The sequence below is a fragment of the Halomonas binhaiensis genome (assembly GCF_008329985.2).
In the GTDB taxonomy this organism is placed as follows: Bacteria; Pseudomonadota; Gammaproteobacteria; order Pseudomonadales; family Halomonadaceae; genus Halomonas; species Halomonas binhaiensis.
The window spans coordinates 1331460-1353871 of record NZ_CP038437.2 but is presented as its reverse complement, the minus strand read 5'-3'; the positions used below and the strand labels follow the sequence as shown (position 1 = coordinate 1353871).

Genomic DNA, 22412 nt, shown 5'->3' with positions numbered 1-22412 from the left:
GTAGAGACTGCTCTTTTTCCAGAAACTGCTTTTATAGAGACAGTCTTTATAGAGACCGCTTATAAAGAATTGCTATAGAGAATTGCTATGTCCGCGCCCACCGGCAAAGTCATCGTCGGCATGTCCGGCGGTGTCGACTCCTCCGTCTCGGCCTTGCGCCTGCTTGAACAAGGCTACGAAGTAGAAGGCCTGTTCATGAAGAATTGGGACGAGGACGACGGCACTGAATACTGTACCGCCAAGGAAGACCTGGCGGACGCCCAGGCTGTGTGCGACAAGCTCGGCATCAAACTGCATACGGCCAATTTCGCGGCAGAATACTGGGACAATGTCTTCGAACACTTCCTCGCCGAATACAAGGCGGGGCGCACGCCCAATCCCGATATCCTGTGCAACCGTGAAATCAAGTTCAAAGTCTTCCTCGACTACGCAGAGATGCTCGGTGCCGACCTGATCGCCACCGGTCATTATGTGCGTGGTGGTGAACGCGACGGCCGTCCACGCCTGCTCAAGGGCCTGGATGCCAATAAAGATCAGAGCTACTTCCTGCATGCTGTACCGGAAGCCGCCATCGCTCGCACACTGTTCCCAGTGGGCGAGATCGAAAAACCTCAGGTCCGCGCCATCGCTGAACGCCACGGTCTTGTCACGGCGAAGAAAAAGGACTCCACCGGTATCTGCTTCATCGGGGAACGCCGTTTCTCCGACTTTCTCAAGCAATACCTGCCAGCCCAGCCAGGCGCTATCGAAACGCCAGATGGTGACAGGATCGGCGAGCACATGGGGCTGATGTACTACACCCTGGGTCAGCGTCAGGGGCTGGGTATCGGCGGACTGGCCAGCTACCCCGAAGAACCCTGGTACGTGGCGGCCAAGGACCTAGAGCGCAATGTGCTGATTGCCGTACAAGGCAAGCACCATCCGCTGCTGTACACCGACAGCCTGTCCACCGAAGCCATGGACTGGGTGGCAGGTGTCGCACCTGCCAGCGAAGGACGTTTCACCGCCAAGACACGTTATCGCCAGACAGACGTCCCCTGCACCATGCGCACACGCCCCGATGGTGGTGTCGATGTTCACTTCGACGAGGCGCAACGCGCCGTGACACCCGGCCAGTCTCTCGTGCTCTACTCTGGAGATGTGTGCCTCGGTGGCGGGGTGATCAATGCAACCTGGAATGCGCAGGAGAAAGCGGCATGAACGAGTCCGTCCCGATTCACCGCGCCCCCGAGTCGCCCATCGCACGCCAGGTCATCGCCCTGGCAGGTGTGTTCCAGGCCGCTCACCTGGCCGACTCCCTGGCTCGCACTGGACAGGCCGATAGCCGCGCCTGGGAAACCCAGATCAATGCCACACTGGAAACCCAGCCGCCGACCTTCGAGTCAGTTTACGGTGGCCACCCCAACAACCTGCGCATTGGTCTCGAAACGCTGGAGGCCGTTGTAGGTAAACGCCAGGTCAACCCTGTGGTACTGCGCTATGGCTTCAGCATCATGTTGCTGATGAACAGACTACGCAGTGACAACGCCATGATGGATGACCTGGGTGCACGTCTGGAACGTATTCGGGCCCAGGCGGAACACTTCGGCAACACCCACGAGAATGTTGTTGCCAGCCTCGGCGAGGCTTACCAGCAAACAATTTCGACGCTCAAGAATCGCATCGTCATCCAGGGCGACCCTAGCCTGCTGCAAAGTCCCATGATGCCGGAACGCATTCGTGCCACCTTGCTATCAGGTATTCGCTTCGCCCTGCTGTGGCATCAACAAGGGGGGCGCCGCTGGAAACTGATGTTCCAGCGCAACTCTCTCAAACGTGCCCTGGACGAACTCTGAAGCTGCCTGAGCGAACGCAACGACACTCTCGTGGCTCAGAACAAGCACGCGGGATCAAAACAAGCCTTCACCCCAATATCAACTGACTTTCTGAACAGCCGGAACCTCATCATGCAACTCTCCGCTCTTACCGCCCTTTCCCCCGTCGATGGCCGCTACGGCAGCAAGGCTGAGTCCCTGCGCGAGCACTTCAGCGAATTCGGCCTGATTCGTGCCCGAGTCACTGTCGAGATCCGCTGGCTGCAACGCCTGGCTGAGCTGCCCGGTATCAGTGAGGTTCCTGCGCTGTCCTCTGCCGCTTCCGATTTCCTCGATCGTCTGGTCAATGAGTTCAGCGAAGCCGATGCTCAACGCATCAAGGAAATCGAGCGCACCACCAACCACGACGTCAAGGCGGTGGAGTACTTCATCAAGGAGAAGATCGAGGCCCAGCCCGAGTTGCACGCCATCACCGAATTCGTGCACTTCGCCTGTACCAGCGAGGACATCAACAACCTGTCCCATGGCCTGATGCTGCAAGGCGGCCTTGCCACCCTGCTGCCGGTAATGCACGAAGTGGCCGACTCCATCGCCCAGCTGGCCGAGCGTCATGCCGAGCTGTCGATGCTGTCACGCACCCACGGCCAGACCGCCAGCCCCACTACCCTGGGCAAGGAAATGGCCAATGTTGCCTATCGCCTGCGCCGTCAGCTCAAGCAGATCGAGAGCACCGAGACTCTGGGCAAGATCAATGGCGCAGTGGGCAACTACAACGCTCACCTGACCACCTATCCGAATGTGGATTGGGAGGCCAATGCCCAGACCTTCGTCGAGAGCCTGGGCCTGACCTTCAATCCTTATACGACCCAAATCGAGCCGCATGATTACATCGCGGAGCTGTTCGATGCGGTATGCCGCTTCAACACCATCCTGATCGATTTTGATCGCGATGTATGGGGCTATATCTCGCTGGGCTACTTCAAGCAAAAGACGGTAGCGGGTGAAATCGGCTCTTCTACCATGCCGCACAAGGTCAACCCCATCGATTTCGAGAACTCCGAAGGCAACCTGGGACTGGCCAATGCCATCCTTGGCCATCTTGCCCAGAAACTGCCGATTTCGCGCTGGCAGCGGGACCTGACCGATTCCACCGTGTTGCGTAACCTGGGTGTCGGCATGGCTTATGGCCTGATCGCCTACCAGGCCTCTCTCAAAGGCATCGGCAAGCTAGAGGCCAACCCCGAGCGCCTGGCGGAAGACCTCGACAGCAGTTGGGAAGTCCTGGCCGAGCCGATTCAGACGGTGATGCGTCGCTACGGCATCGAGAAACCCTACGAGAAGCTCAAGGAACTGACGCGAGGCAAGCGTATCGACCAGGCAGGTTTCGCTGCCTTCATCGACACCCTGGCCTTGCCGGACGAGGTCAAGGCAGAGCTCAAGGCGCTGACTCCGGCGACCTATATCGGTAACGCCGTCGAACAGGCGCACAAGCTCTCTACCATGCGTTAAGGGATACTTGCCGCCCTTCGGACTCACAAGAGGCCTGGGCTTGCAATGATGAGGCTGCCGGAGCTGCTTTCGCACACCGGCAGCCTCTTGTACTTTATGGCTCAGCCACTTCTCTACAGGATGCGCTATGTCCGCCTACGACTCTCCTATCGCCCTGCTTGGCGGTCTGTCCGCCAATGATTTTCTGCGCGATGTCTGGCAGCAGAAACCGTTGCTCATCCGGGGAGCTTTCCCTGACTTCGAAAGCCCTCTATCCCCAGACGAACTGGCAGGACTGGCCTGCGAAGACAATATCGAAGCTCGCCTGGTCGAGGAGCAAGGTCCCGATGGCCCATGGCAAGTCAGCCATGGCCCTTTTGACGATGCCACCTTCGCCCGACTGCCAGAACACGACTGGAGCCTGCTGGTCCAGGCAGTGGATCATTATGTACCGGATGTCGCGGCACTGTTGGAGCATTTCCACTTCCTACCGCGTTGGCGCCTGGACGACATCATGATCAGTTACGCGCCACCGGGGGGCAGTGTCGGTCCTCACGTCGACCAGTACGATGTATTCCTGCTGCAGGCCAGCGGCCAGCGCCACTGGCAACTGGGCGGCAAAGTCGCCGATGATGCTCCCATCATTTCTGGCATTGACCTGCGCATTCTCGAAACCTTCGATATCGAACCTGAACATGACTGGGTGCTGGAACCGGGTGACATGCTCTACCTGCCACCCGGCTGGGCCCACCATGGTGTCAGTCAGTCCGATGACTGCATGACAATTTCCGTGGGCTTTCGCGCGCCTTCCGCCGATGAGGCCATCACCTCCTTTGCCGACTATCTTGGCGAGCGCCAACCGGCCTCCCATCGCTATGGCGACCCAGGCATGGCTCCTCCCCGGGACCCCGGCGAACTGGATGATGAAGCCGTTCAGCGCATGCGTTCGTTGATTCTCGACACCCTGGATGACCCTGCGCAACTGGCTCAGTGGTTCGGTCGCGTCATGACTCAGCCCAAGTATGTAGATCAACTGGTGCCCAGCGAGACACCTGCCGAGGTGGACGACCTTGTTGCTGCACTACAGGAAGGCGAACAACTCGAGCGCTCCCCTGGCTCTCGTTTTGCCTGGCGCGCACTGGAGAATGGTCTGGCGACGCTGTTCGTCGATGGCGATGGACATGACTGTGATCTTAATCTGGCCCGCACCCTGGCAAGCCTCGACCCTGTCGATGCAGAACTGCTCGGTCTTCCCGGCGCACCTCAGTTGCTGACCCAGTTGCTGGACGCCGGAAGCCTCACCTGGCTGGATGAAGATTACGCTGATGAAGAGGACGATCAGGACGAAGATCATGAATGACACAGTACGCATTGAAAGCGGTTCCTGGGAACAGCTCGGCGGACCTGCCAGCCATATTCGTCAAGTCGTGTTCGTGGAAGAACAGCACGTGCCCCTCGACGAAGAATGGGATGGCCTCGATCCTCAGTGTCTTCACCTGCTGGCCTGGGTCGAAACAAGTGAAGGAGAAAAGGCCCTGGGCACAGCCCGACTGCTGCCCGATGGTCATATCGGCCGAGTTGCTGTACTCCAGGAAGCCCGAGGCCTGGGTGCCGGCGCCAGCCTGATGCGCGCCGCGATCGAAGCTGCACGCCAGAGAGGCCACGATCATGTGGCCTTGGCTGCCCAGACCCATGCCCTGCCATTCTATGAACGGCTCGGCTTCGAGGCTGAAGGAGATACCTTCCTTGATGCTGGCATTCCGCATCGCAACATGACATTGAATTTCAGCAAATAAACATCCCCTCCGTTTCCTATTCCCAGGGAACTCGACTACAAGAATGTGCTGTTCAGAGGCATTCTTGTAGTCATACTACAACCCCGCCTACCCCCAAGTGACAATGGTCAAGCCCCGCCACAGTAGGACATAGTCGCTAACAAGACGGCATGTGCTGCACTGCAATGGCAGCCAGATTGATTATCTTGTAGTCACAACATGCCGCACCAATCAGATTCATGGCAGCCATGGAAAACATGGTGAGTACAGCGACAGAATCTGGCTATAGTTAGCAACGATTGTTAGCAACTGCAGCATTGAAGTTTCGCAGGTGTTCCCACTTCAGATACGAAAGGACGGCCCGACCATGACCTTCAATGACGACCTTAAGGCAATGACCCAGCTGCGCGAGGCCCATGCCAATCACTGGGCAAGCATAAGCCCCGAGAATGCCGCCCGCATGCGTGCCCAGAACCGTTTTCAGACAGGCCTGGACATCGCCCGCTACACCGCCAAAATCATGCGCGAAGACATGGCCGCCTACGATAACGACAGCTCCCTCTACACCCAGTCCCTGGGGTGCTGGCACGGTTTCATCGGCCAACAGAAGCTGATTTCGATCAAGAAGCACTTCGGCAATACCAAGCGCCGCTACCTGTACCTGTCCGGCTGGATGGTTGCCGCTCTACGTTCAGAGTTCGGTCCACTGCCGGACCAGTCCATGCACGAAAAAACCAGCGTGCCAGATCTCATAGAAGAGCTTTACACTTTCCTGCGCCAGGCTGATGCCTGGGAGCTCAACCACCTCTTCCGGGATCAGGAAGCCGCCCGTCAGGCCGGCGACAGTGCCAAGGTTGCCGAGCTTCAAGCCAAAATTGACAACCACGAAACTCACGTGGTGCCGATTATCGCTGACATCGACGCCGGCTTTGGCAATGCCGAAGCCACCTACCTGCTGGCGAAGAAGATGATTGAAGCGGGGGCCTGCTGTATCCAGATCGAGAACCAGGTGTCTGACGAGAAACAGTGCGGCCACCAGGATGGGAAAGTGACTGTTCCCCACGAGGACTTCCTGGCCAAGATCAATGCCGTACGTTACGCCTTCCTTGAACTGGGAGTAGATGATGGCGTCATCGTCGCGCGTACCGACTCTCTGGGCGCGGGCCTGACTCAGAAGATTGCCGTTTCCCATGAAGCAGGAGATCTGGGCGATCAGTACAACAACTTCCTCGATGGCGACGAAATCACCTCCGCCTCCGACATTGGCCCTGGCGATGTCGTGATCAAGCAGAATGGCAAGCTGATCAAGGTCAAGCGTCTGCCTTCTGGCCTGTTCCAGTTCAAGCCAGGAACGGGCGAAGATCGAGTAGTGCTGGATTGCATCACTAGCCTGCAGAACGGTGCCGACCTGATCTGGATCGAGACAGAGAAGCCTCATGTCGGCCAGATTGCAGGTATGGTCAACCGCATTCGAGGAGCCGTGCCAAATGCCAAGCTGGTCTACAACAACTCACCATCCTTCAACTGGACACTGAACTTCCGCCAGCAGGTATTCGATGCCTGGGAAGCCGAAGGCAAGGACCTCTCCGCCTACGACCGTGCCAAGTTGATGGGTGCAGAATATGACGATACCCCGCTTGGCCAGTTGGCAGATGAATGGACACAGAACTTCCAGCGCGATGCCGCTCGTGAAGCCGGTATCTTCCATCACCTGATTACACTGCCGACCTATCATACCGCAGCCCTGTCCACCGACAGCCTGGCCAAGGGCTACTTCGGCGAGGAAGGCATGCTGGCCTACGTGGCGGGTGTCCAACGCCGCGAGATCCGTGAAGGTATCGCTACGGTCAAGCACCAGGACATGGCTGGCTCCAACATCGGTGATGATCACAAGGAATTCTTCCACGGCGATGCAGCACTCAAGGCTGGCGGAAAGGACAACACCATGAACCAGTTCGGCTGAACATCCACTGTCATTCCTGCAAGAACCACGGGGAGGCCTATGGCCTCCCCGACTTGTTGCTTGCATGATCGCTGATTAAATGATTTTCTCGGGAAACCAAGGAACTAAAGCGATATGCTGAATTCTAATAATGAAAGATTAGAAAACAGCATTTCTCTTATTTAACCTTATATTCTTTAACGCAGTAGAGGGGTATACCCACCATGCAGGTCACCAAGACACGACTCGTTCCCGCTCTGGCCATTGCAGCCCTTGCTCTTACCGGTTGTGCCAATACTTCTGGCTACTCAGGCAATGTCTACTCTGGCAACCAGGCCAAGGCTGCCCAGAGCGTGGAATACGGCACCATCAGCGCCATGCGTCAGGTGCAGATCCAGGCCGAGAACAGCGGCATCCTGGGTAGCGGCGGTGGCGCTATTATCGGTGGTCTGCTCGGCAACCAGGTCGGTGGCGGTTCCGGTCGTACCCTGGCCACTGCCGCAGGTGCTATTGGTGGCGCCATGGCCGGCAGCAAGATCGAACAGTCAGCCAACCGTACCGCTGCATGGGAGCTGGAAGTCCGCAAGGACAACGGCCAGACAGTCGTCGTCGTGCAGAAAGCGGACCAGCCGTTCCAGGTCGGCCAGCGCGTTCGCCTGATTGGCAGTGGATCGAACCTGAGCGTAGCGCCTTATTGATATGACGCCAGACTGACCAGTGTGACTCTTGTATTCCAGGCAGGAGACATAAACGACATCGCCCCAGCTTTTGGCTGGGGCGATGTCGTTATGACCCATCATGCAGGGCTATAGGAAACTGCTCATCAGTGCATCTTGACCTTGCTCATGATCCAGCAGCCCAGCTTGCCACCGACACCAACGATGATTGCCATGATCAACAGCGTCATCAGCATATCGATGGGAGACACAATAGCCGTCGCCACAATGGCGGCAAAGGCTGGGCACCAGATCCAACGGTCATCCTCACTGCGCAGCACGGCAGGCAACAACCGATCTATCATAGAACCGAAGACACCTGGCCAGGCCTTGATTGTCAGGGCCAGGATGACGGCAAATACGACCAGCCAGATCACGAATAGCATCATGTCAGACTCCACACGAGTGACGTTAATTGAAAGGATGGGAAAAAAACGTTCCCAGAGGGTATCCCCACCATCGGAACCGCGCAACTAACGACTGGAAAGTCATGCAACTACCGGCAAGTTAAGGCATTAGTGCGTGAATCCTGTTCAGGATACGACAGCAACAAGCTGAAAAATGTCCCATCCCCCTGACATCACCTTCCTCTGCACGTTACCATGAAGGCTTAAATGCACTCACCAAAGACCAAAGGTTCATCCATGCAGATTGCGCAAAACTCTGTCGTCGCGTTTCACTACACCTTGACCAATGACGCTGGTGAAGTGCTGGACAGCTCGGAAGGCCGTGAGCCGCTGACCTACCTGCACGGTGCTGGCAATATCATCCCCGGGCTGGAAAAGGAGCTCGAAGGCAAGAGCACAGGCGATAAGCTCGTCGCCAAGGTGGCTCCTGCTGAAGGCTACGGCGAAGTCCAGGATCAGCTGGTGCAAGAAGTTCCTCGTGATGCTTTCCAGGGCGTTGACAACATCGAAGCCGGAATGCAGTTCCAGGCCCAGACCCAAGGTGGCCCGCTGATGGTCACCGTCACCAAGGTCGAAGGCGATACCGTCACTGTCGATGGCAACCACCCGCTGGCTGGCCAGACCCTGAACTTCGATGTCGAGATCACTGACGTGCGCGAAGCCAGTCAGGAAGAGATCGAGCATGGCCATGTGCATGGTGAAGGCGGTCACCAGCACTAAGATATTTCCTTCCCTCCGTCCTCCTATGTCATTCTGATCTAGGAGTCGTGGAGTGACAGGCATGAAAGGGCAGCCCTCATCAGCTGCCCTTTTTGTGCTTGCCAGATGCTGCCAACCGCCGCAAATCATCTCGCACATCAATGCCATTGCTCGGTCAGTCGGGCGTGAGCTTTTCAGTGTTGGGGGCAGGCAGTCTCTTGAGCGTGCAATAACCACCCCACAGCCGTGTAGCGGTGGTCACCAGGCAAGCAGCGGCGAATAATGATGCCAACAAGGGAAATTGTGCAGGCCAAAGGCAGAAGGCCACAAAAGCCACCACGGTTTCGGTACCTTCTGTCAGACCATGCAGGTAATAAAAGGCTTTGCTCTGGAAATTGGGACGTTGAAGGCCATGCCGTGAAGCCATGATGGCAAAGGCCAGAAAGGAAGACCCCGTGCCAATGAAGGCAAACAGCAACAACGCAGAGGGCAATGCATTGCGCTCACTATCGGCCAAGGCAAACCCCAGCACCACAGCGGCATAGAAAACGAAATCCAGACCAATATCGAGAAATCCCCCAGCATCACTGCTCTTTCCGGAACAGCGCGCCAGCGCCCCATCCAGACCATCTCCCAGGCGATTGAGCAGAATAGCCAGCAAGGCCCAGCCATAAAGCTCCATCGCCAGCAGGGGCAGAGACAGCATGCCCACCAGAAAGGCAAACACTGTCACTGCGTCCGGTGTCACTCCCAGCTGCCACAAGCGTCGAGCCAGAGCCTGAAGCGGTCGTTGTGTCAGCGGCATGGTCCAGCGATCAAGCATATCAGTCCTTGAAGTAGGCGTTACGGGGAACGGGAGCCTTCTGCTCTGCGATCAGAAACGGCTGCCTTGTCCGAGTCCGTGGAAGATGCTTCGCTCCCTCCAGTTGAAGACTCTCCACGTCGCCAGGCAAAGTACCTCTCCAGCCAGCGTAGTATCCGCTCCGGCTTATGCGCATTTTTCCACACTCCGGCAGTGGCCTTTGCGGCCTCAGAGTATGTCGGGTAAGGGTGAATAGTGCCCAGCAGCTTGTTCAGGCCTATCCCCTGGGTCATGGCCAGGGTGAACTCGGCTAGCATCTCCCCCGCGCCATGCCCAACAATCGAAGCACCGAGGATACGGTCCTTGCCCGGCTCGGTCAGGATCTTGATAAAGCCACGAGTATCCCCCTCCGCAATCGCTCTATCCAGCTCGGACAGCGCATAACGCGTCACTTCATACTCGATCGCCTGCTCCTGGGCTTCACGTTCATTAAGCCCCACCCGAGCCACTTCTGGGTCAGTAAAAGTTACTGCAGGCAATGCCCGATAACTCACCTTGAAGCGCTTGACCTCACCGAACAGAGCATTGACCGTGGCATGCCAGGCCTGGTGGGCACTGGCATGGGTCAGTTGGTAGGGTCCCACGACATCACCACAGGCCCACACGTTGGGCAACAGCGACTGCAGTGCATCATCAACATCCAAGGTTCCCCCGGGGCGTGTGGTTATGCCAAGCTCTTCCAGCCCCAGCCCTTTCACATTCGCCTGCCGCCCTATTGCGACCAGAATCCGATCAAACTCGAGCCTATCAAGACGAGTCTCTTCATTTTCAGTCACCTCGACTTCCAGATAATGACGACCTTCTTTCTCCTCGGTGACTACCGCCACCGCTCGGCTGGAAAGCCTGACATCCACACCATTATCTCTAAGCTCCAGGGCAACTTCCTCGGCCACATCCAGATCTTCTCTTGGCAAGAGCTGACTGCCCATTTCCACCAGAGTGACCCGGCTGCCCAGACGAGCAAAACTCTGCCCAAGCTCACAGCCTATCGGACCACCACCCAGGATCAATAGCCGGTCAGGCAGTGTATCCAGTTGCCACAGGTTATCGGATGTCAGCACCTCGACATGCTCAAGGCCAGGGATGGGAGGCACCCTTGGGTGAGCTCCACTGGCAATGATCACATGGCGAGTCGACAGGATTTGATCGCCGATACGTACACGCCAAGGATCCACCAACACAGCCTCGCCCTGGATCACATCGACACCCAGCCCTCGATAGCGCTCAGGACTGTCATGGGGCTCGACCTCTCGAACCGCGCGATGCACATGACCCATGACGGCAGGAAAGTCCACCTGAGGCTCCCCGGCATTGACACCATAAGATGATGCCCGCCGCACATCCTCTGCTGCTCGGGCCGCACGAATGAGCGCCTTGGACGGCACACAGCCAGTATTAAGGCAATCGCCCCCCATGCGATGACGTTCCACCAATGTCACCCTGGCCTTGAGCGCTGACGCAATGTAACTGGCAACCAGCCCTGCCGAACCAGCTCCGATCACCACGATATCCCGGTCAAACCGGCTTGGACGGTTGTATTGTCGGGCAAGACGACGCCGTTTGGCCAAGGCGACAAGCGCCCGAGCCATCCAGGGAAAGACGCCTATCAGAACGAAGGACAGGAGCATCCCGGGAGACAGGATGCCAGACAATGATTCAAGGTTGCCCAACTCACGCCCGGCATTCACGAATACTGCCGTACCCGGCAACATGCCCACTTGGCTGACCCAATAGAAGGTCCGCAGGCGCATGCGCGTCAGGCCCATCACTAGATTGATGACGAAGAACGGAAATACCGGAATCAGTCGCAGCGTGAAAAGATAGAAGGCCCCTTCCCCGTTGACACCATTGTTGATCCGCACAAGCTGGCGCGCAAAGCGTCGCTCAAGACTGTCACGCAACAAGGTGCGAGCTATCAATGCGGCCAATGTGGCGCCCAACGTACTCGCGAAGGAGACAATGCCCAGACCAGCCCAGAAGCCAAACAAGGCGCCTGCCAACAAGGTCAACAACACGGCACCAGGTAATGACAGAGCTGCCATCAGGACGTAGATGATGAAAAAGCCACCAGCGACCTTCAGGGGTTCATCCAGCCACCAGGCGTGAAACTGAGCCTGCTGAGCCTTGATGGATTCCAGCGTCAGCTCATTCTGGGCTCCACTGATGAAGAAAGCAGCCACCGCCATGATGATGACTGCCACCAAGCCCCATTTCTTTATGTTCACTCGTGCCTCCTGAATGGCTTTTTTCACTGCACGACCTGATGCCGCAGTTTCCAGTATGGTCGTAGATATCCCGCACTACCTTACAGGGCCAGGGACATTTGTTGCCCGGTAGTGTAAGGAAATGGACATTACTGGAACTCAAGTTAGGGCGGCTTTATCCAATCCTCTATCGGGGCATACGGAGAAATATCATGCAATCTTCCCAATTTTCTGGCTTGCGATTCTCTCTTTTATCTTCAGCCGTTATGGCGGCTGGTCTGGCCCTGGCACTGACTGGTACTCCGGCAATGGCCGAAACAGAGAAGGCCATCTTTGCTGGCGGCTGTTTCTGGTGCATGGAGGAAGCTTTCGACAAGATAGATGGCGTGCAGGAAACCATCTCCGGCTATAGCGGCGGACATACCAAGAATCCAACCTACGAGCAGGTCGGCGGGGAGGGAACAGGTCATGCCGAAGCCGTCGAAGTGACATTCGACAATGACAAGGTGAGTTATAAGGATCTGCTGTATGTGTTCTGGCGCAACATTGACCCCTTTGTAGCCAATCGCCAGTTCTGTGATGAAGGAGAGTCCTATCGCAGCGCGCTATTTCCTCTCAATGACCAACAGCAGGAGTTGGCGGAAGCTAGCAAGGCTGATATGGCCCAGCGCTTTGACCAGCCCATTGTCACCGAAATTACTTCTGCCGGCCCTTTCTACCCCGCCGAGGACTATCACCAGAACTATCACAACACGAACCCGATACGTTACACCTTCTACAAGAACGCCTGTGGTCGCCCAGATAGGCTGAAACAAATCTGGGGGGATGAAGCCATGCCGCATGAAGTACCTCATGCAGCCTCATGAATTCAGTGGGCCAACTCCTTGAGTTCTCGTCCTGCCTCTCTGTGCCCTAGCCACAAGGCCAGGGAAAAGGTGATGGCAAGCACTAACCAGGAAGCACCAACGATGCCTGGCCAGTGCGCCCACTTCCAGAACGGCTCAAACCACACTGGACCGAGACTAGCGCCAAGGTAATAGAAAGTCAGGTACAGGGCCGAGGCGCTACCACGCGCTTCGGTCGCACAGCGCCCTACCCAGCCAGAAGCTGTCGCATGACAAAGGAAAAATCCAAAGGCTCCCACTGTCAGCCCGAGAACGATCAGACCGAGGACAGGTACCAGTGTCATGGCGCTGCCACAGGCCAGGATCGCGATGCCCAGTGCCATGGAATATGGCGCCGTCAGCCGAGCCACCACCTTAGCTGACAGGCTTGAGCCCAATGTCCCGCCCAGATAGGTCAAAAACAACAATCCAAGCCAGCTAGGCCCCAGCCCGAAAGGCTCCTCGGCAAGGCGGAAGGTCATATAGCTGTACTGATTGATGAAAATCAGGAAATTCAATCCACCAATCAGATAGGCCGTCAACAGCAAAGGATTGCGCAAATGGCCCAATAGCTGCCCGATGGCCCGGGATGGCCGGAAGCGTTGTGGCTTGAAGTCCGTCGATGCCGGCAGCAGGCGCCAGAACAATGCCACGCCGATCAGGGAAAGAACACCGATGGTTAGAAACCCAACTTCAGCTCCTTGCCACTCACCGATGGCACCGCCAATCACTCGTCCACCGATGCCACCGAGCGTGTTGGCTGCGATGTACAACCCCACCGCAGGCACCATGGCAGCTGGTTCGAACTCATCGCCCATCCAGGCGATCGCTACCGCCGGCAGTCCTCCCAGGGCAATACCCTGCAAAGCACGCAGCAGCAACAGGCTAGTGATATTCGGAGCCAATGCCACCAGCAGCGTGGCGCAGGCGGCTGCCAACAGAGAAAAGCGCATGATGGCCTGACGGCCAAAAGCATCGGACACCGGACCATAAACCAGCAGCGACAAGGCCATGGTCAGGGTCGCCAGGGACATGACCAGGCCAATGGTCAACGTGGTGACATCATGGCTATGACGTAGTTCGGGCAACAGTGGTTGGGGCGCATACAGGTTGATGAATACCAGCACGGAACCCAGGCAAAGTGCCAGGGTTGCCCGCCACCAGGCGGCACTCTTGGCTTGAATCATGGCAATCTCTCATTGGTGGTTTCCCATGATCCATGTTTCACTCCCATCACACCAACGAAAGAAAAAGATGAATACCATCTGATTTCCTTATGACCTTATCCTTCGACCTGCGCTCCTTGGCTGTCTTCGTGGCAGTGGTGGATCATGGAGGCTTCAGCGCTGCTGCCAGGGCTCGCCATGTAGCACAGTCTGCCGTCAGTCAGACCATTGCCAATCTGGAACGTCGCCTGGAAACGCCCCTGTTTTACCGACAGGACCGTCGTATTGACCTGACTCCGGAGGGAGAGGTACTGCTCCAGCATGCCCGACGCTTGCTGGAGCATGCCGAAGCTGCGGAGCTGGCCGTGAGCGAGCTCAAGGGACTGGTGAAGGGAGAGGTGCGTATCGGCATCCCATCAATGCTCGGCTCCTACTACCTGCCTCCATTATTGATGGGATTCAAGTCCAGCTACCCTGGCATTCGCCTTACTGTGATCGAAGCGGGAGCTCGCCGCCTGCAACGTTTGATCAGCGAACGAGAACTGGACCTGGGTATTATTGTCGATGATCACACCAGCACCCCCATGGAAAGGCACCCATTGTTGCGCGAGGAAATGGTAGTCTGCGTGCAAAGGGAACACCCATTTGCTGAAAGAGAGAGTATTCGCCCCGAGGACTTCTTTAATGAACCTCTCGTACTCTTTCAAGATGGTTATTTTCACCGTGAGTTCGTCGACACGATGGCGCGACGCCTGGGAGTCACTCCGGACATTGCTTTCCAATCCAACCTGATTCCCTTGACCAAGGCCATCGTTCGTCAGGGCTTCGGGATCACGACTTTCCTGCGCCGAGTCGTCGATGAGCCGGAGCTGACAGCGATTCCCTTCTCCCCTTCTACCTGGCTGACTTTGTCCCTGGCCTGGCGACCCAGTGGCTACCTTTCACGAGCAGAGCGTGCCTTCATCGATTACACCATTGCCCAACGCGATGCCCTGTAGATTGCAAGGAGATACCATATGGCAGAGGAGAAAATACATGATCCCATGCACTGCAATGCATAAATTGAGCACCGCAATGCAAAAATCGGGCACTGAAATGCAAAAACCGGCTTCTAAAGAAGCCGGTTTTTTCGAATATGGAGCCTTGAATCACGTTGCTCTTCATTTCATAGCATCATTACTGCATGGCGACCCTTGATATAGCAGCGTGAGAGATCGTCACTGCCTGCATGTCACTATAATCAGCTACCGAAGCCATATCCGGAGGATGACAGCTGCAAGGATGCCAGATCAGTAGACTGAAGTGGACGACGTGCCTGCCAATAGTAACGGGACCAATAGCTGTTGCTGAGCTTGGAGATCATCACGCCACGAGAAGAGGAGGCATGTAGGAAGCGTCCATCACCAACGTAGATGCCAACATGGCGGCTACCTGGCGGGCGGAAGAACACCAGATCGCCCGGGGACAGTTCAGTGCGGCCAATCGGGATCCCTGTGTTGATCTGACTACCGGTAGTACGTGGTAAATCAACCTGAAAGGCTTCATTGAAAATGTTCTGCACCAAGGCAGAACAGTCAATGCCACTGAAGGAAGTCCCACCGAGACGATAGGGAGTCCCGGCCCATTTGCCGTGCTCTTCCATCAGGGTTTCACGGACAAGCTCGTCCCCAACATTGGCGGTAAGGGACCCTCCGGCAGGAGACATCAATGGCGGTGTCTGAGCAGCCATTCCCGGCAAATCCTGGGAGTAATAATCCTGGCTGGCAACATCCTTCTGGCTACTGGAAGCACATCCGGCCAACAGACCGAGTAAAACCAGAGCCGCAGCGGCGCGACACGATAGTGCGACACTCATTAGAATCTAACCTCATTCCCTGAACCCGTGGGAGCCATGAAAGACTTCCTGCTCGGTGTCCTGAGAGTCGCTCTGGAAGTGGCGCCTCAAACCAGATATTCGTGCCACTGCCATAGCGCCCCATGACTCACTATGGTTAATACCATTCCCCTAAAGTGAGGAAGCTTTAATTGTTGTTAGGCGATACTAGCCAATATCTCCAATCTTGGCGATAGGAAAAATCAATTTTTTTCCCTTTTTATCCGTAGGGTGCGCAAATCAGTGCAAAGTCCTGCCATCACCCGGCAGAGTATCGATGTGCAAAGGTGCCCAATGACGTGGTCGAGCACCCGGAAAGTCCAGGCTTGCCCAACTACCTGCCAAAGGCGGGGCAGCACTCAACCAGGCGGTAATGGCTTGGCGGAAACTGGCCAGAAAGGCTTCTCTATCCGGGGTCTCTCCCATGAAAAAGGAGAAGCCGGCATAGAGGCCCTGGGCATAATCCTGCCACCCGGAATAGTGCTCGGAAGCCAATGCATAGGCTCTTTCCAGCACGGAGAGGAAGTCGGATCTGGCCAGCCATCCAAGCTGACGCCCTGCAATCGCCAGATCTACCGCCTGAGCCAGATCCCAGGCGCACATATCAACATCATTACAGCTCTCGGCATTGTCGCGAACCCGAATCAGCCGGGAAAGATGGTTGCGCTCTTCCTCATTGCAATCGCCAGACTCCAGCGTCGCAATTTCTGAATTCAGTCGCGCAGGGTTGAGAGTATAAGGTGCATAGTTGATCTGATATTCCTGTCGATCACCCACATCGAGCAAGAAGCGTACGAAATCGATCAACTCGGTTGAACTGTGCAAACCATAATGGCTGTCAATCCAGTCGCGGATGGAAGCGCCTTCGCGATCGCTCTCCTGCTGCGGCAGATTCCAGACCGGTGTATTCAGCGGTCCTACCAGAGCCAAAGCCGTGAAGTGGCTCAACGACGGGCGCTCTCCCGGCTCATTCCAGGTATCACTGGCCCAGTCAAGCCAATGGAACAGGCTACCCGGATCCTCCAGATGCCAACGAATCTCTACCGTCAAAGTCGGTTGCTCTGGCTCGGGTAACAGGCTATCCCAAGTGGCCCAGGCTTCAAGAAGCTGCTTGGGAGAACTGTAGAAACGACACAAGACATCTCGCAGAGATGACGCCATTTCGATCAGTTCTCGTTCGTTGAATTGCTGGCTATCCATTGCCATCTGCAAATAGAAAGCGTACTTCTCGGCCATGTGGATGGTCGCCGAATGGCGTGTCGCCTTGCCCAGGGAATCTCGATTAACCAAGTCCGCAGAAGCCGGATCACCAAATGGTGTGCGAGATGGCGGCAAAGCCCGATGTGCAGCATCGGCGGCCAATTGGTTGAGATGATGAGCCTGCGCCGGCAACCAATAGCGCATCAATGCTTTTGCTCCTTCATCTGCATATAGCTCCAGGCTCTCAATGAGATACTGACGCGCTTCCTTGGCGCGGGACTCGGACAAGACAGGTTCTGCCCCCTGCCGAGTCGACAGCTCCGGATCACGCACTGAAGCCAGCGCCAGCACCCAGTGGCGCGGAGAACTTCGCCACTGGCGTATGGAGTGCCGTGCAGCCTCTACCACGTCCGCATTGAGCAGTTCTCCAAGGTTTCCACGCCACGGGCTTGACGGCGATGACATCAACAGGCGCCAGTCCATGCTCAGTTGCGGCAGGCGATCCTGCCCCTCGAACAGGCTACGACCACGCTGATAGGCTCGGGCAAGGGCACTCCAGTCACTGTAACGTCGGACCACCAGGTCACCCGCATGCGTGGCCAGCATGGTTCCTTCTTGTTGGGTCAACCAGCCACTACAGCAACCCGCCCAGGCCAGATCGACAGCTCGCAGCCAGTCCCATGCAGCCCACTCCAGAGGCTCACCTTGCGTGACGTATTGACTGAGCAGGCGGCCATAAGCCACTACCTGTGACTCCAGGCTTTCCAGCCATGTCTGTTGCTCTTCCTGGCTTAGCGTCATCAAGCGTGCAGCATCAATATCCCAGCCCTGTCGGTCTCCTTGACTCGTCAGCCATAGGATGGCCCGTATCAAGTCATCGCGTCCGTGAATCTGCCAGACCTCGGACAGCCAGCGCTCACTACCCGCCCAATCCAGCTCGCAAGCAGGCGTTACCATGACCGGCGAGAATGCCGCACGTAATCGCCAGACCTGATCTTCAGCTTGCTGGGGCCAAAGCTGAGCCTTGCTTGTCTTTTCCAGGCAAGCCCCCAGCAAGGCCCAGGTCACGCCATCGCCTTCAGCCTCCAACGTGGACAATGCCTGACAGGCTTCAGGCAGGCCGTCATCACCTCGCATCCAATCTTCCGCCCCACGACAGGTGCGAACCGCTTCCAGCCAAGTATCCAGGTCGGCATAGCGGCCATGAATGCTGTGACAGGTATCCACCCCCCACTGACGCGCCTGTTCATGAGAAAGCCAGCCGGCGGCACCGGCCAATGCCGCCAGTTCCAGACTGGTCAGCAACCAGGAAGCCGGTACTTCAACAGCCCCTCTAAGCTCGAGCAATCGCCAGCCCAGCTCACCACGGTCGGCAATCTCGAGTGCCGCCAGCCGTTCGCGTGCTGCCTCCTCGGGCAACATCATGGGATCGGGCATGAAAGCCCAGTTGCACATCACCAACTGCTGGGCCCACCAGGCGTTCAAGGGGTCTACCAAGGCTCACCTCATTAAGGGACTGTTGCTTCATCAATGCCTGCGCAAGCGAATCATCCCCGGATAGCACGAGAGCTTCGGGAATTCGGCGCCACAGTGTACCGGAAAGCAAGCGGCAGTCCGATGCTTGACCACTTGCTATAGGTAAAAAAATTGTGGTGCATGCAAAAGCCACGATGAATAAAAGAAGCACTGTCAAAAAAATTCAGAACACCCTCTTGGCTCGATGTTTCAAATAATGCACACTCGTCAAACATTGACCCACCCCTACATTGTTCGTGGAGCGTCCCATGTCCAGCTATCAGGACCTGATCTTCGACAAGGCATATATCGGCGGCCAGTGGCGCGACTCTGAGCGCCATTTCGCCGTGACCAACCCAGCCACCGGTGAAGTACTGGCCCAAGTGGCCGACCTCGGTGCCGACGACGTTCGCGAGGCCGTCGCCGCTGCCGAGTCCGCCTGGCATGGCTGGAAGCGCAAGACAGCCAAGGAGCGCTCCGCCCTGCTACGCGCCTGGTATGACAGCATCATGGCGCACCAGGACGCCCTTGCTGAACTGATGACCCGCGAACAAGGCAAGCCTCTAGCCGAAGCACGAGGCGAAGTTGCCTATGGCGCGTCATTTGTCGAGTACTATGCCGAAGAAGCCAAGCGCATCGCCGGTGACACCTTGCCTGGTCATGGTCCCGACAAGCGCATCCTGGTGTTTCGCGAGCCAATCGGTGTAGTGGCGGCCATCACGCCATGGAACTTCCCCCTGGCGATGATCACGCGCAAGTGCGCGCCTGCCATGGCTGCCGGTTGCAGCGTAGTGATCAAGCCCGCAGAGGCCACACCTCTGACAGCCTTAGCGCTGGCCAAGCTGGCGGAAGATGTTGGCATTCCTTCCGGTGTACTCAATGTCGTGACAGCCAGTTCACCACGTGAAGTAGGCCCTGTGCTGACGGGTGACTCTCGCGTACGAAAGGTATCCTTCACAGGCTCCACCGCCGTGGGCAAGATCCTGCTTTCACAATGTGCTGCTACGGTAAAGAAAGCCTCCATGGAACTGGGGGGCAATGCTCCATTCATCGTCTTCGACGATGCTGACCTGGATGCTGCTGTGGAAGGTGCCGTCGCGTCCAAGTACCGCAACTCCGGCCAGACCTGCGTATGCACCAACCGTCTGCTGGTTCAGGACGGTGTCTACGATGCCTTCGTCGAGAAGCTGGCAAAACGTGTGGCTGAGCTGAAGGTCGGTAATGGACTGGATGATGGCGTGCTCCAAGGGCCGTTGATCAACGCTGCCGCCGTGGACAAAGTGCAGTCTCATATCAGCGATGCACTTGGCAAGGGGGCTTCCCTGGTGTGTGGCGGCAAGCCTCACCAATTGGGTGGCACCTTCTTCGAACCTACTGTCCTGCGCGATGTCACCACAGACATGCAGGTAGCAAGGGAAGAAACCTTTGGTCCCCTGGCTCCGGTGTTCCGTTTCACCACGGACGAAGAAGCCATCGCCATGGCCAACGACACGGAATTCGGCCTGGCAGCCTACTTCTATGCCAGAGACTACCGTCGTATCTGGCATACCATGGAAAACCTTGAATACGGCATGGTAGCAATCAACGAGGGCATCCTGTCCACAGAGCTGGCTCCTTTCGGGGGCATCAAGGAATCCGGGCTGGGTCGAGAAGGTTCTCGTTACGGATTGGATGAATACACTGAATTGAAGTACGCCTGTCTTGGCGGCCTCTAATCATTCCTCATCTGGAGACTTCGTCATGAACAACGCACAACTGAATGAGCTGAAAGAACGTTACGTTGCCAAAGGCGCTGCCAGTCCTGCCACCGCCTTTGCAGACCGTGCTGAAAACGCTCTGATCTGGGATGCCGATGGCAACCGTCTGATCGACTTTGCCGGCGGCATTGGCGTACTCAACATCGGCCACCGCCACCCCAAGGTCGTGCAGGCCGTCAAGGATCAGCTTGACCATGTCATGCACACCTGCCAGACCGTCATGCCTTATGCCGGCTATGTCCAGGTGGCGGAAAAGCTCGCCGGCATTACCCCTGTGCGCGGCAATGCCAAGGTCATGCTGGTCAACTCCGGTGCCGAGGCACTGGAAAATGCGGTCAAGATCGCCCGCGCCGCCACTGGCCGTAATAACGTCATCTGCTTCGATGGCGGTTATCATGGCCGGACGTTCATGACCATGGCCATGAACGGCAAGGTAGCGCCCTATGCCAGCGACTTCGGCACCATGCCGGGCTGTGTATTCCGGGCCGGCTACCCAGTCCCCGAGCACGGCATCAGCGAAGAAGAATCCATTCGTCGCCTGAAGATGGTGCTCAAGACCGATGCCAACCCAAAGGACACTGCAGCCATCGTACTGGAACCAGTGCTTGGTGAAGGGGGCTTCTATGCAGCCCCGACCAGTTTCCTCAAGAAGATTCGCGAGATCTGTGATGAGCACGGCATCCTGATGATCATCGACGAAGTTCAGAGTGGCTTCGGACGGACAGGCAAGATGTTCGCCATTGAACACAGCGGCGTTCAGCCAGACCTGATGACCATGGCCAAGAGCATGGCGGCAGGCATGCCCATTTCCGCCGTGGTGGGCACGGCCGAGCACATGGATGCCTCAGGTGTTGGCTCCCTGGGCGGAACCTACTCTGGCAGCCCCGTTTCCTGTGCCGCGACCCTTGCCGTGCTGGAAGTGTTCGAAGAAGACAACATCCTTGGCAAGAGCCAGGCCCTGGGCGACAAGCTGGCCAAGCGCTTCCAGCAGTGGGAACAACGCTTCGATGCTGTTGTTCATCCACGCAACCTGGGCGCCATGGCCGCCTTCGAACTCGCTGACAGCAATGGCGAGCCCTCTCCCGCGCTGGCGGCAGAACTGTGCAAGCGAGCCCGCGAGAAGGGACTGATCCTGCTGTCCTGCGGCATGTTCGGCAATACCATTCGTTTCCTGATGCCTGTCACTATCGAGGATGACATCCTTGAAGAAGGCCTGACCATCATCGAGCAAGGCCTGGAAGCCATGGTGGGCAGCAAGGCTGCCGCTACCGCCTGACACTGACGCGGCAAGCAAGCACCACAGACGACGCCACCGGCCTTTGGCCGGTGGCGTCTTTACGAAGGTCATACTGGACAAAGGTCATGCTGGCCCGCTATTTGACGTGTCACCAGCAAGAGCGGCCAGGTTAAAAAGAAGAACCCGGCTGCGAAAGGAAAGCCAGCTCTTCCGCCGTCGAGGCACGCCCCAGCACTTCATTGCGATGAGGATAGCGACCGAAGCGTGCAAGAATCTCCCGATGAAGATGTTCATAACGCAGGTTATCTTCTAGCCCGGGCTGGTCGAACAGCCGCAAGGCTTCATCATGCACGACCAGAGACTCACTGTGCATGTAAGGCATATAAAGGAACGACCGCCCATGGACATCCAGCTTGCGGTCAGCTTGCTGGGTCACTGCTTCCTGAGCCAGAACCAGTGCCTGACCATCACAGGCAAAGGCCTGCGCAGAGCCCCGATGAATATTGCGCGAAAATTGGTCCAGCACGATAACCTCCGCCAACCGCCCGCGGGCAGAACGACGCCAATGCCACAACTCCCCCGCCGCTGCCGCTTCCAGGGTCTTGCCAAAATCCTGGCGAATGCGCTGGTCGAGGTCGTCATCCTTGGCAAACCACTGCCTCGGTGTCAGCACCTGAAACCAGAATCCCACCACCTCTTCAGCCGCCTTCACATCGGGCATGCTCATCTCCATTAATATGGTGCCTGGGGGGCAAGGAACCTCATCACAGGTTTCCCGTCACCAGGAATCCTGACTGCGAATGCATTCTAGCCACAAATGGGCAACAATACGCCCGCCTTCGGCTATACGACAAAAGGCGTATAGCCGTAGTT

General features: G+C 57.0%; 20 protein-coding genes. 13 read left to right on the top strand and 7 right to left on the bottom strand.

The window, feature by feature from the left end; all coding sequences use genetic code 11:
* Positions 1 to 87 precede the first annotated feature (87 nt).
* The 7 genes from mnmA to E4T21_RS05835 all read left to right on the top strand — a co-directional run bounded on the left by mnmA (position 88) and on the right by E4T21_RS05835 (position 7717).
* Complete coding sequence (mnmA, locus tag E4T21_RS05865) at positions 88 to 1200, top strand: tRNA 2-thiouridine(34) synthase MnmA (RefSeq protein WP_149284132.1); 1113 nt, start codon at positions 88 to 90, stop codon at positions 1198 to 1200.
* Positions 1197 to 1835: a high frequency lysogenization protein HflD gene (gene hflD, locus E4T21_RS05860; protein ID WP_149284131.1), complete on the top strand. Its 639-nt coding sequence runs from the start codon at positions 1197 to 1199 to the stop codon at positions 1833 to 1835. Before mnmA ends, hflD begins: the two co-directional genes overlap by 4 nt.
* A 111-nt stretch (positions 1836 to 1946) precedes the next feature.
* Entirely contained in the window at positions 1947 to 3323 is a 1377-nt protein-coding gene (gene purB, locus E4T21_RS05855; RefSeq protein WP_149284130.1) for an adenylosuccinate lyase, read from the top strand.
* 127 nt (positions 3324 to 3450) lie between these two features.
* Positions 3451 to 4662, top strand: coding sequence for a cupin domain-containing protein (locus E4T21_RS05850; protein ID WP_149284129.1), 1212 nt, complete (start codon positions 3451 to 3453; stop codon positions 4660 to 4662).
* On the top strand, positions 4655 to 5098 hold the full coding sequence (locus E4T21_RS05845) for a GNAT family N-acetyltransferase (RefSeq protein WP_149284128.1): 444 nt from the start codon (positions 4655 to 4657) through the stop codon (positions 5096 to 5098). Before E4T21_RS05850 ends, E4T21_RS05845 begins: the two co-directional genes overlap by 8 nt.
* Before the next feature lie 346 nt (positions 5099 to 5444).
* Positions 5445 to 7040 (top strand): isocitrate lyase, encoded by a 1596-nt coding sequence (locus E4T21_RS05840; protein ID WP_149284127.1) that lies wholly within the window; start codon positions 5445 to 5447, stop codon positions 7038 to 7040.
* Between the two features lie 203 nt (positions 7041 to 7243).
* Complete coding sequence (locus E4T21_RS05835) at positions 7244 to 7717, top strand: outer membrane lipoprotein (RefSeq protein WP_149284126.1); 474 nt, start codon at positions 7244 to 7246, stop codon at positions 7715 to 7717.
* 125 nt (positions 7718 to 7842) lie between these two features.
* On the opposite strand, the gene E4T21_RS05830 is transcribed toward E4T21_RS05835, so the two are convergent.
* Positions 7843 to 8124, bottom strand: coding sequence for a hypothetical protein (locus tag E4T21_RS05830; protein WP_149284125.1), 282 nt, complete (start codon positions 8122 to 8124; stop codon positions 7843 to 7845).
* Between the two features lie 255 nt (positions 8125 to 8379).
* On the opposite strand from E4T21_RS05830, the gene E4T21_RS05825 reads away from it, so the two are divergent.
* Positions 8380 to 8862, top strand: coding sequence for an FKBP-type peptidyl-prolyl cis-trans isomerase (locus tag E4T21_RS05825; RefSeq protein ID WP_149284124.1), 483 nt, complete (start codon positions 8380 to 8382; stop codon positions 8860 to 8862).
* Positions 8863 to 9016: 154 nt separating this feature from the next.
* On the opposite strand, the gene E4T21_RS05820 is transcribed toward E4T21_RS05825, so the two are convergent.
* Positions 9017 to 9664, bottom strand: a complete 648-nt coding sequence (locus tag E4T21_RS05820; RefSeq protein ID WP_149284123.1) for a CDP-alcohol phosphatidyltransferase family protein — start codon at positions 9662 to 9664, stop codon at positions 9017 to 9019.
* A 20-nt stretch (positions 9665 to 9684) separates the two neighbouring features.
* A complete protein-coding gene (locus tag E4T21_RS05815) occupies positions 9685 to 11889 on the bottom strand; it encodes an FAD-dependent oxidoreductase (protein WP_420827735.1) in 2205 nt (734 codons plus the stop codon).
* Between the two features lie 230 nt (positions 11890 to 12119).
* On the opposite strand from E4T21_RS05815, the gene msrA reads away from it, so the two are divergent.
* A complete protein-coding gene (msrA, locus tag E4T21_RS05810; protein ID WP_149284121.1) occupies positions 12120 to 12773 on the top strand; it encodes a peptide-methionine (S)-S-oxide reductase MsrA in 654 nt (217 codons plus the stop codon).
* Between the two features lie 2 nt (positions 12774 to 12775).
* On the opposite strand, the gene E4T21_RS05805 is transcribed toward msrA, so the two are convergent.
* Positions 12776 to 13978, bottom strand: a complete 1203-nt coding sequence (locus tag E4T21_RS05805; protein ID WP_149284120.1) for an MFS transporter — start codon at positions 13976 to 13978, stop codon at positions 12776 to 12778.
* Between the two features lie 89 nt (positions 13979 to 14067).
* Between E4T21_RS05805 and E4T21_RS05800 the strand changes: the two genes are divergently transcribed.
* Both E4T21_RS05800 and E4T21_RS05795 read left to right on the top strand, forming a co-directional pair.
* Positions 14068 to 14955, top strand: coding sequence for a LysR family transcriptional regulator (locus E4T21_RS05800; protein ID WP_149284119.1), 888 nt, complete (start codon positions 14068 to 14070; stop codon positions 14953 to 14955).
* A gap of 37 nt (positions 14956 to 14992) precedes the next feature.
* Positions 14993 to 15154, top strand: a complete 162-nt coding sequence (locus E4T21_RS05795) for a hypothetical protein (protein WP_187775119.1) — start codon at positions 14993 to 14995, stop codon at positions 15152 to 15154.
* 43 nt (positions 15155 to 15197) lie between these two features.
* Here the strand turns inward: E4T21_RS05795 and E4T21_RS05790 are convergent, their stop codons facing one another.
* Together E4T21_RS05790 and E4T21_RS05785 are read right to left on the bottom strand one after the other, a co-directional pair.
* Complete coding sequence (locus tag E4T21_RS05790) at positions 15198 to 15812, bottom strand: NlpC/P60 family protein (RefSeq protein WP_149284118.1); 615 nt, start codon at positions 15810 to 15812, stop codon at positions 15198 to 15200.
* Between the two features lie 258 nt (positions 15813 to 16070).
* Positions 16071 to 18527, bottom strand: coding sequence for a DUF1266 domain-containing protein (locus tag E4T21_RS05785; RefSeq protein ID WP_149284117.1), 2457 nt, complete (start codon positions 18525 to 18527; stop codon positions 16071 to 16073).
* A gap of 287 nt (positions 18528 to 18814) precedes the next feature.
* Between E4T21_RS05785 and E4T21_RS05780 the strand changes: the two genes are divergently transcribed.
* Both E4T21_RS05780 and gabT read left to right on the top strand, forming a co-directional pair.
* On the top strand, positions 18815 to 20260 hold the full coding sequence (locus E4T21_RS05780) for an NAD-dependent succinate-semialdehyde dehydrogenase (protein WP_149284116.1): 1446 nt from the start codon (positions 18815 to 18817) through the stop codon (positions 20258 to 20260).
* Between the two features lie 25 nt (positions 20261 to 20285).
* Positions 20286 to 21578 (top strand): 4-aminobutyrate--2-oxoglutarate transaminase, encoded by a 1293-nt coding sequence (gene gabT, locus E4T21_RS05775; RefSeq protein ID WP_149284115.1) that lies wholly within the window; start codon positions 20286 to 20288, stop codon positions 21576 to 21578.
* A 130-nt stretch (positions 21579 to 21708) separates the two neighbouring features.
* On the opposite strand, the gene E4T21_RS05770 is transcribed toward gabT, so the two are convergent.
* A complete protein-coding gene (locus tag E4T21_RS05770; RefSeq protein WP_149284114.1) occupies positions 21709 to 22260 on the bottom strand; it encodes a DUF924 family protein in 552 nt (183 codons plus the stop codon).
* Positions 22261 to 22412 lie beyond the last annotated feature (152 nt).

Coding starts and splice junctions, on each gene's coding strand:
- E4T21_RS05850 (WP_149284129.1), top strand. CDS start 3,451: ATGTCCGCCTACGACTCTCCTATCGCCCTGCTTGGCGGTCTGTCCGCC.
- E4T21_RS05840 (WP_149284127.1), top strand. CDS start 5,445: ATGACCTTCAATGACGACCTTAAGGCAATGACCCAGCTGCGCGAGGCC.
- msrA (WP_149284121.1), top strand. CDS start 12,120: ATGCAATCTTCCCAATTTTCTGGCTTGCGATTCTCTCTTTTATCTTCA.
- E4T21_RS05820 (WP_149284123.1), bottom strand. CDS start 9,664: ATGCTTGATCGCTGGACCATGCCGCTGACACAACGACCGCTTCAGGCT.
- hflD (WP_149284131.1), top strand. CDS start 1,197: ATGAACGAGTCCGTCCCGATTCACCGCGCCCCCGAGTCGCCCATCGCA.
- E4T21_RS05795 (WP_187775119.1), top strand. CDS start 14,993: ATGATCCCATGCACTGCAATGCATAAATTGAGCACCGCAATGCAAAAA.
- E4T21_RS05805 (WP_149284120.1), bottom strand. CDS start 13,978: ATGATTCAAGCCAAGAGTGCCGCCTGGTGGCGGGCAACCCTGGCACTT.
- mnmA (WP_149284132.1), top strand. CDS start 88: ATGTCCGCGCCCACCGGCAAAGTCATCGTCGGCATGTCCGGCGGTGTC.
- E4T21_RS05825 (WP_149284124.1), top strand. CDS start 8,380: ATGCAGATTGCGCAAAACTCTGTCGTCGCGTTTCACTACACCTTGACC.
- gabT (WP_149284115.1), top strand. CDS start 20,286: ATGAACAACGCACAACTGAATGAGCTGAAAGAACGTTACGTTGCCAAA.
- E4T21_RS05780 (WP_149284116.1), top strand. CDS start 18,815: ATGTCCAGCTATCAGGACCTGATCTTCGACAAGGCATATATCGGCGGC.
- purB (WP_149284130.1), top strand. CDS start 1,947: ATGCAACTCTCCGCTCTTACCGCCCTTTCCCCCGTCGATGGCCGCTAC.
- E4T21_RS05845 (WP_149284128.1), top strand. CDS start 4,655: ATGAATGACACAGTACGCATTGAAAGCGGTTCCTGGGAACAGCTCGGC.
- E4T21_RS05800 (WP_149284119.1), top strand. CDS start 14,068: ATGACCTTATCCTTCGACCTGCGCTCCTTGGCTGTCTTCGTGGCAGTG.
- E4T21_RS05815 (WP_420827735.1), bottom strand. CDS start 11,889: ATGGCGGTGGCTGCTTTCTTCATCAGTGGAGCCCAGAATGAGCTGACG.
- E4T21_RS05770 (WP_149284114.1), bottom strand. CDS start 22,260: ATGCCCGATGTGAAGGCGGCTGAAGAGGTGGTGGGATTCTGGTTTCAG.
- E4T21_RS05830 (WP_149284125.1), bottom strand. CDS start 8,124: ATGATGCTATTCGTGATCTGGCTGGTCGTATTTGCCGTCATCCTGGCC.
- E4T21_RS05790 (WP_149284118.1), bottom strand. CDS start 15,812: ATGAGTGTCGCACTATCGTGTCGCGCCGCTGCGGCTCTGGTTTTACTC.
- E4T21_RS05835 (WP_149284126.1), top strand. CDS start 7,244: ATGCAGGTCACCAAGACACGACTCGTTCCCGCTCTGGCCATTGCAGCC.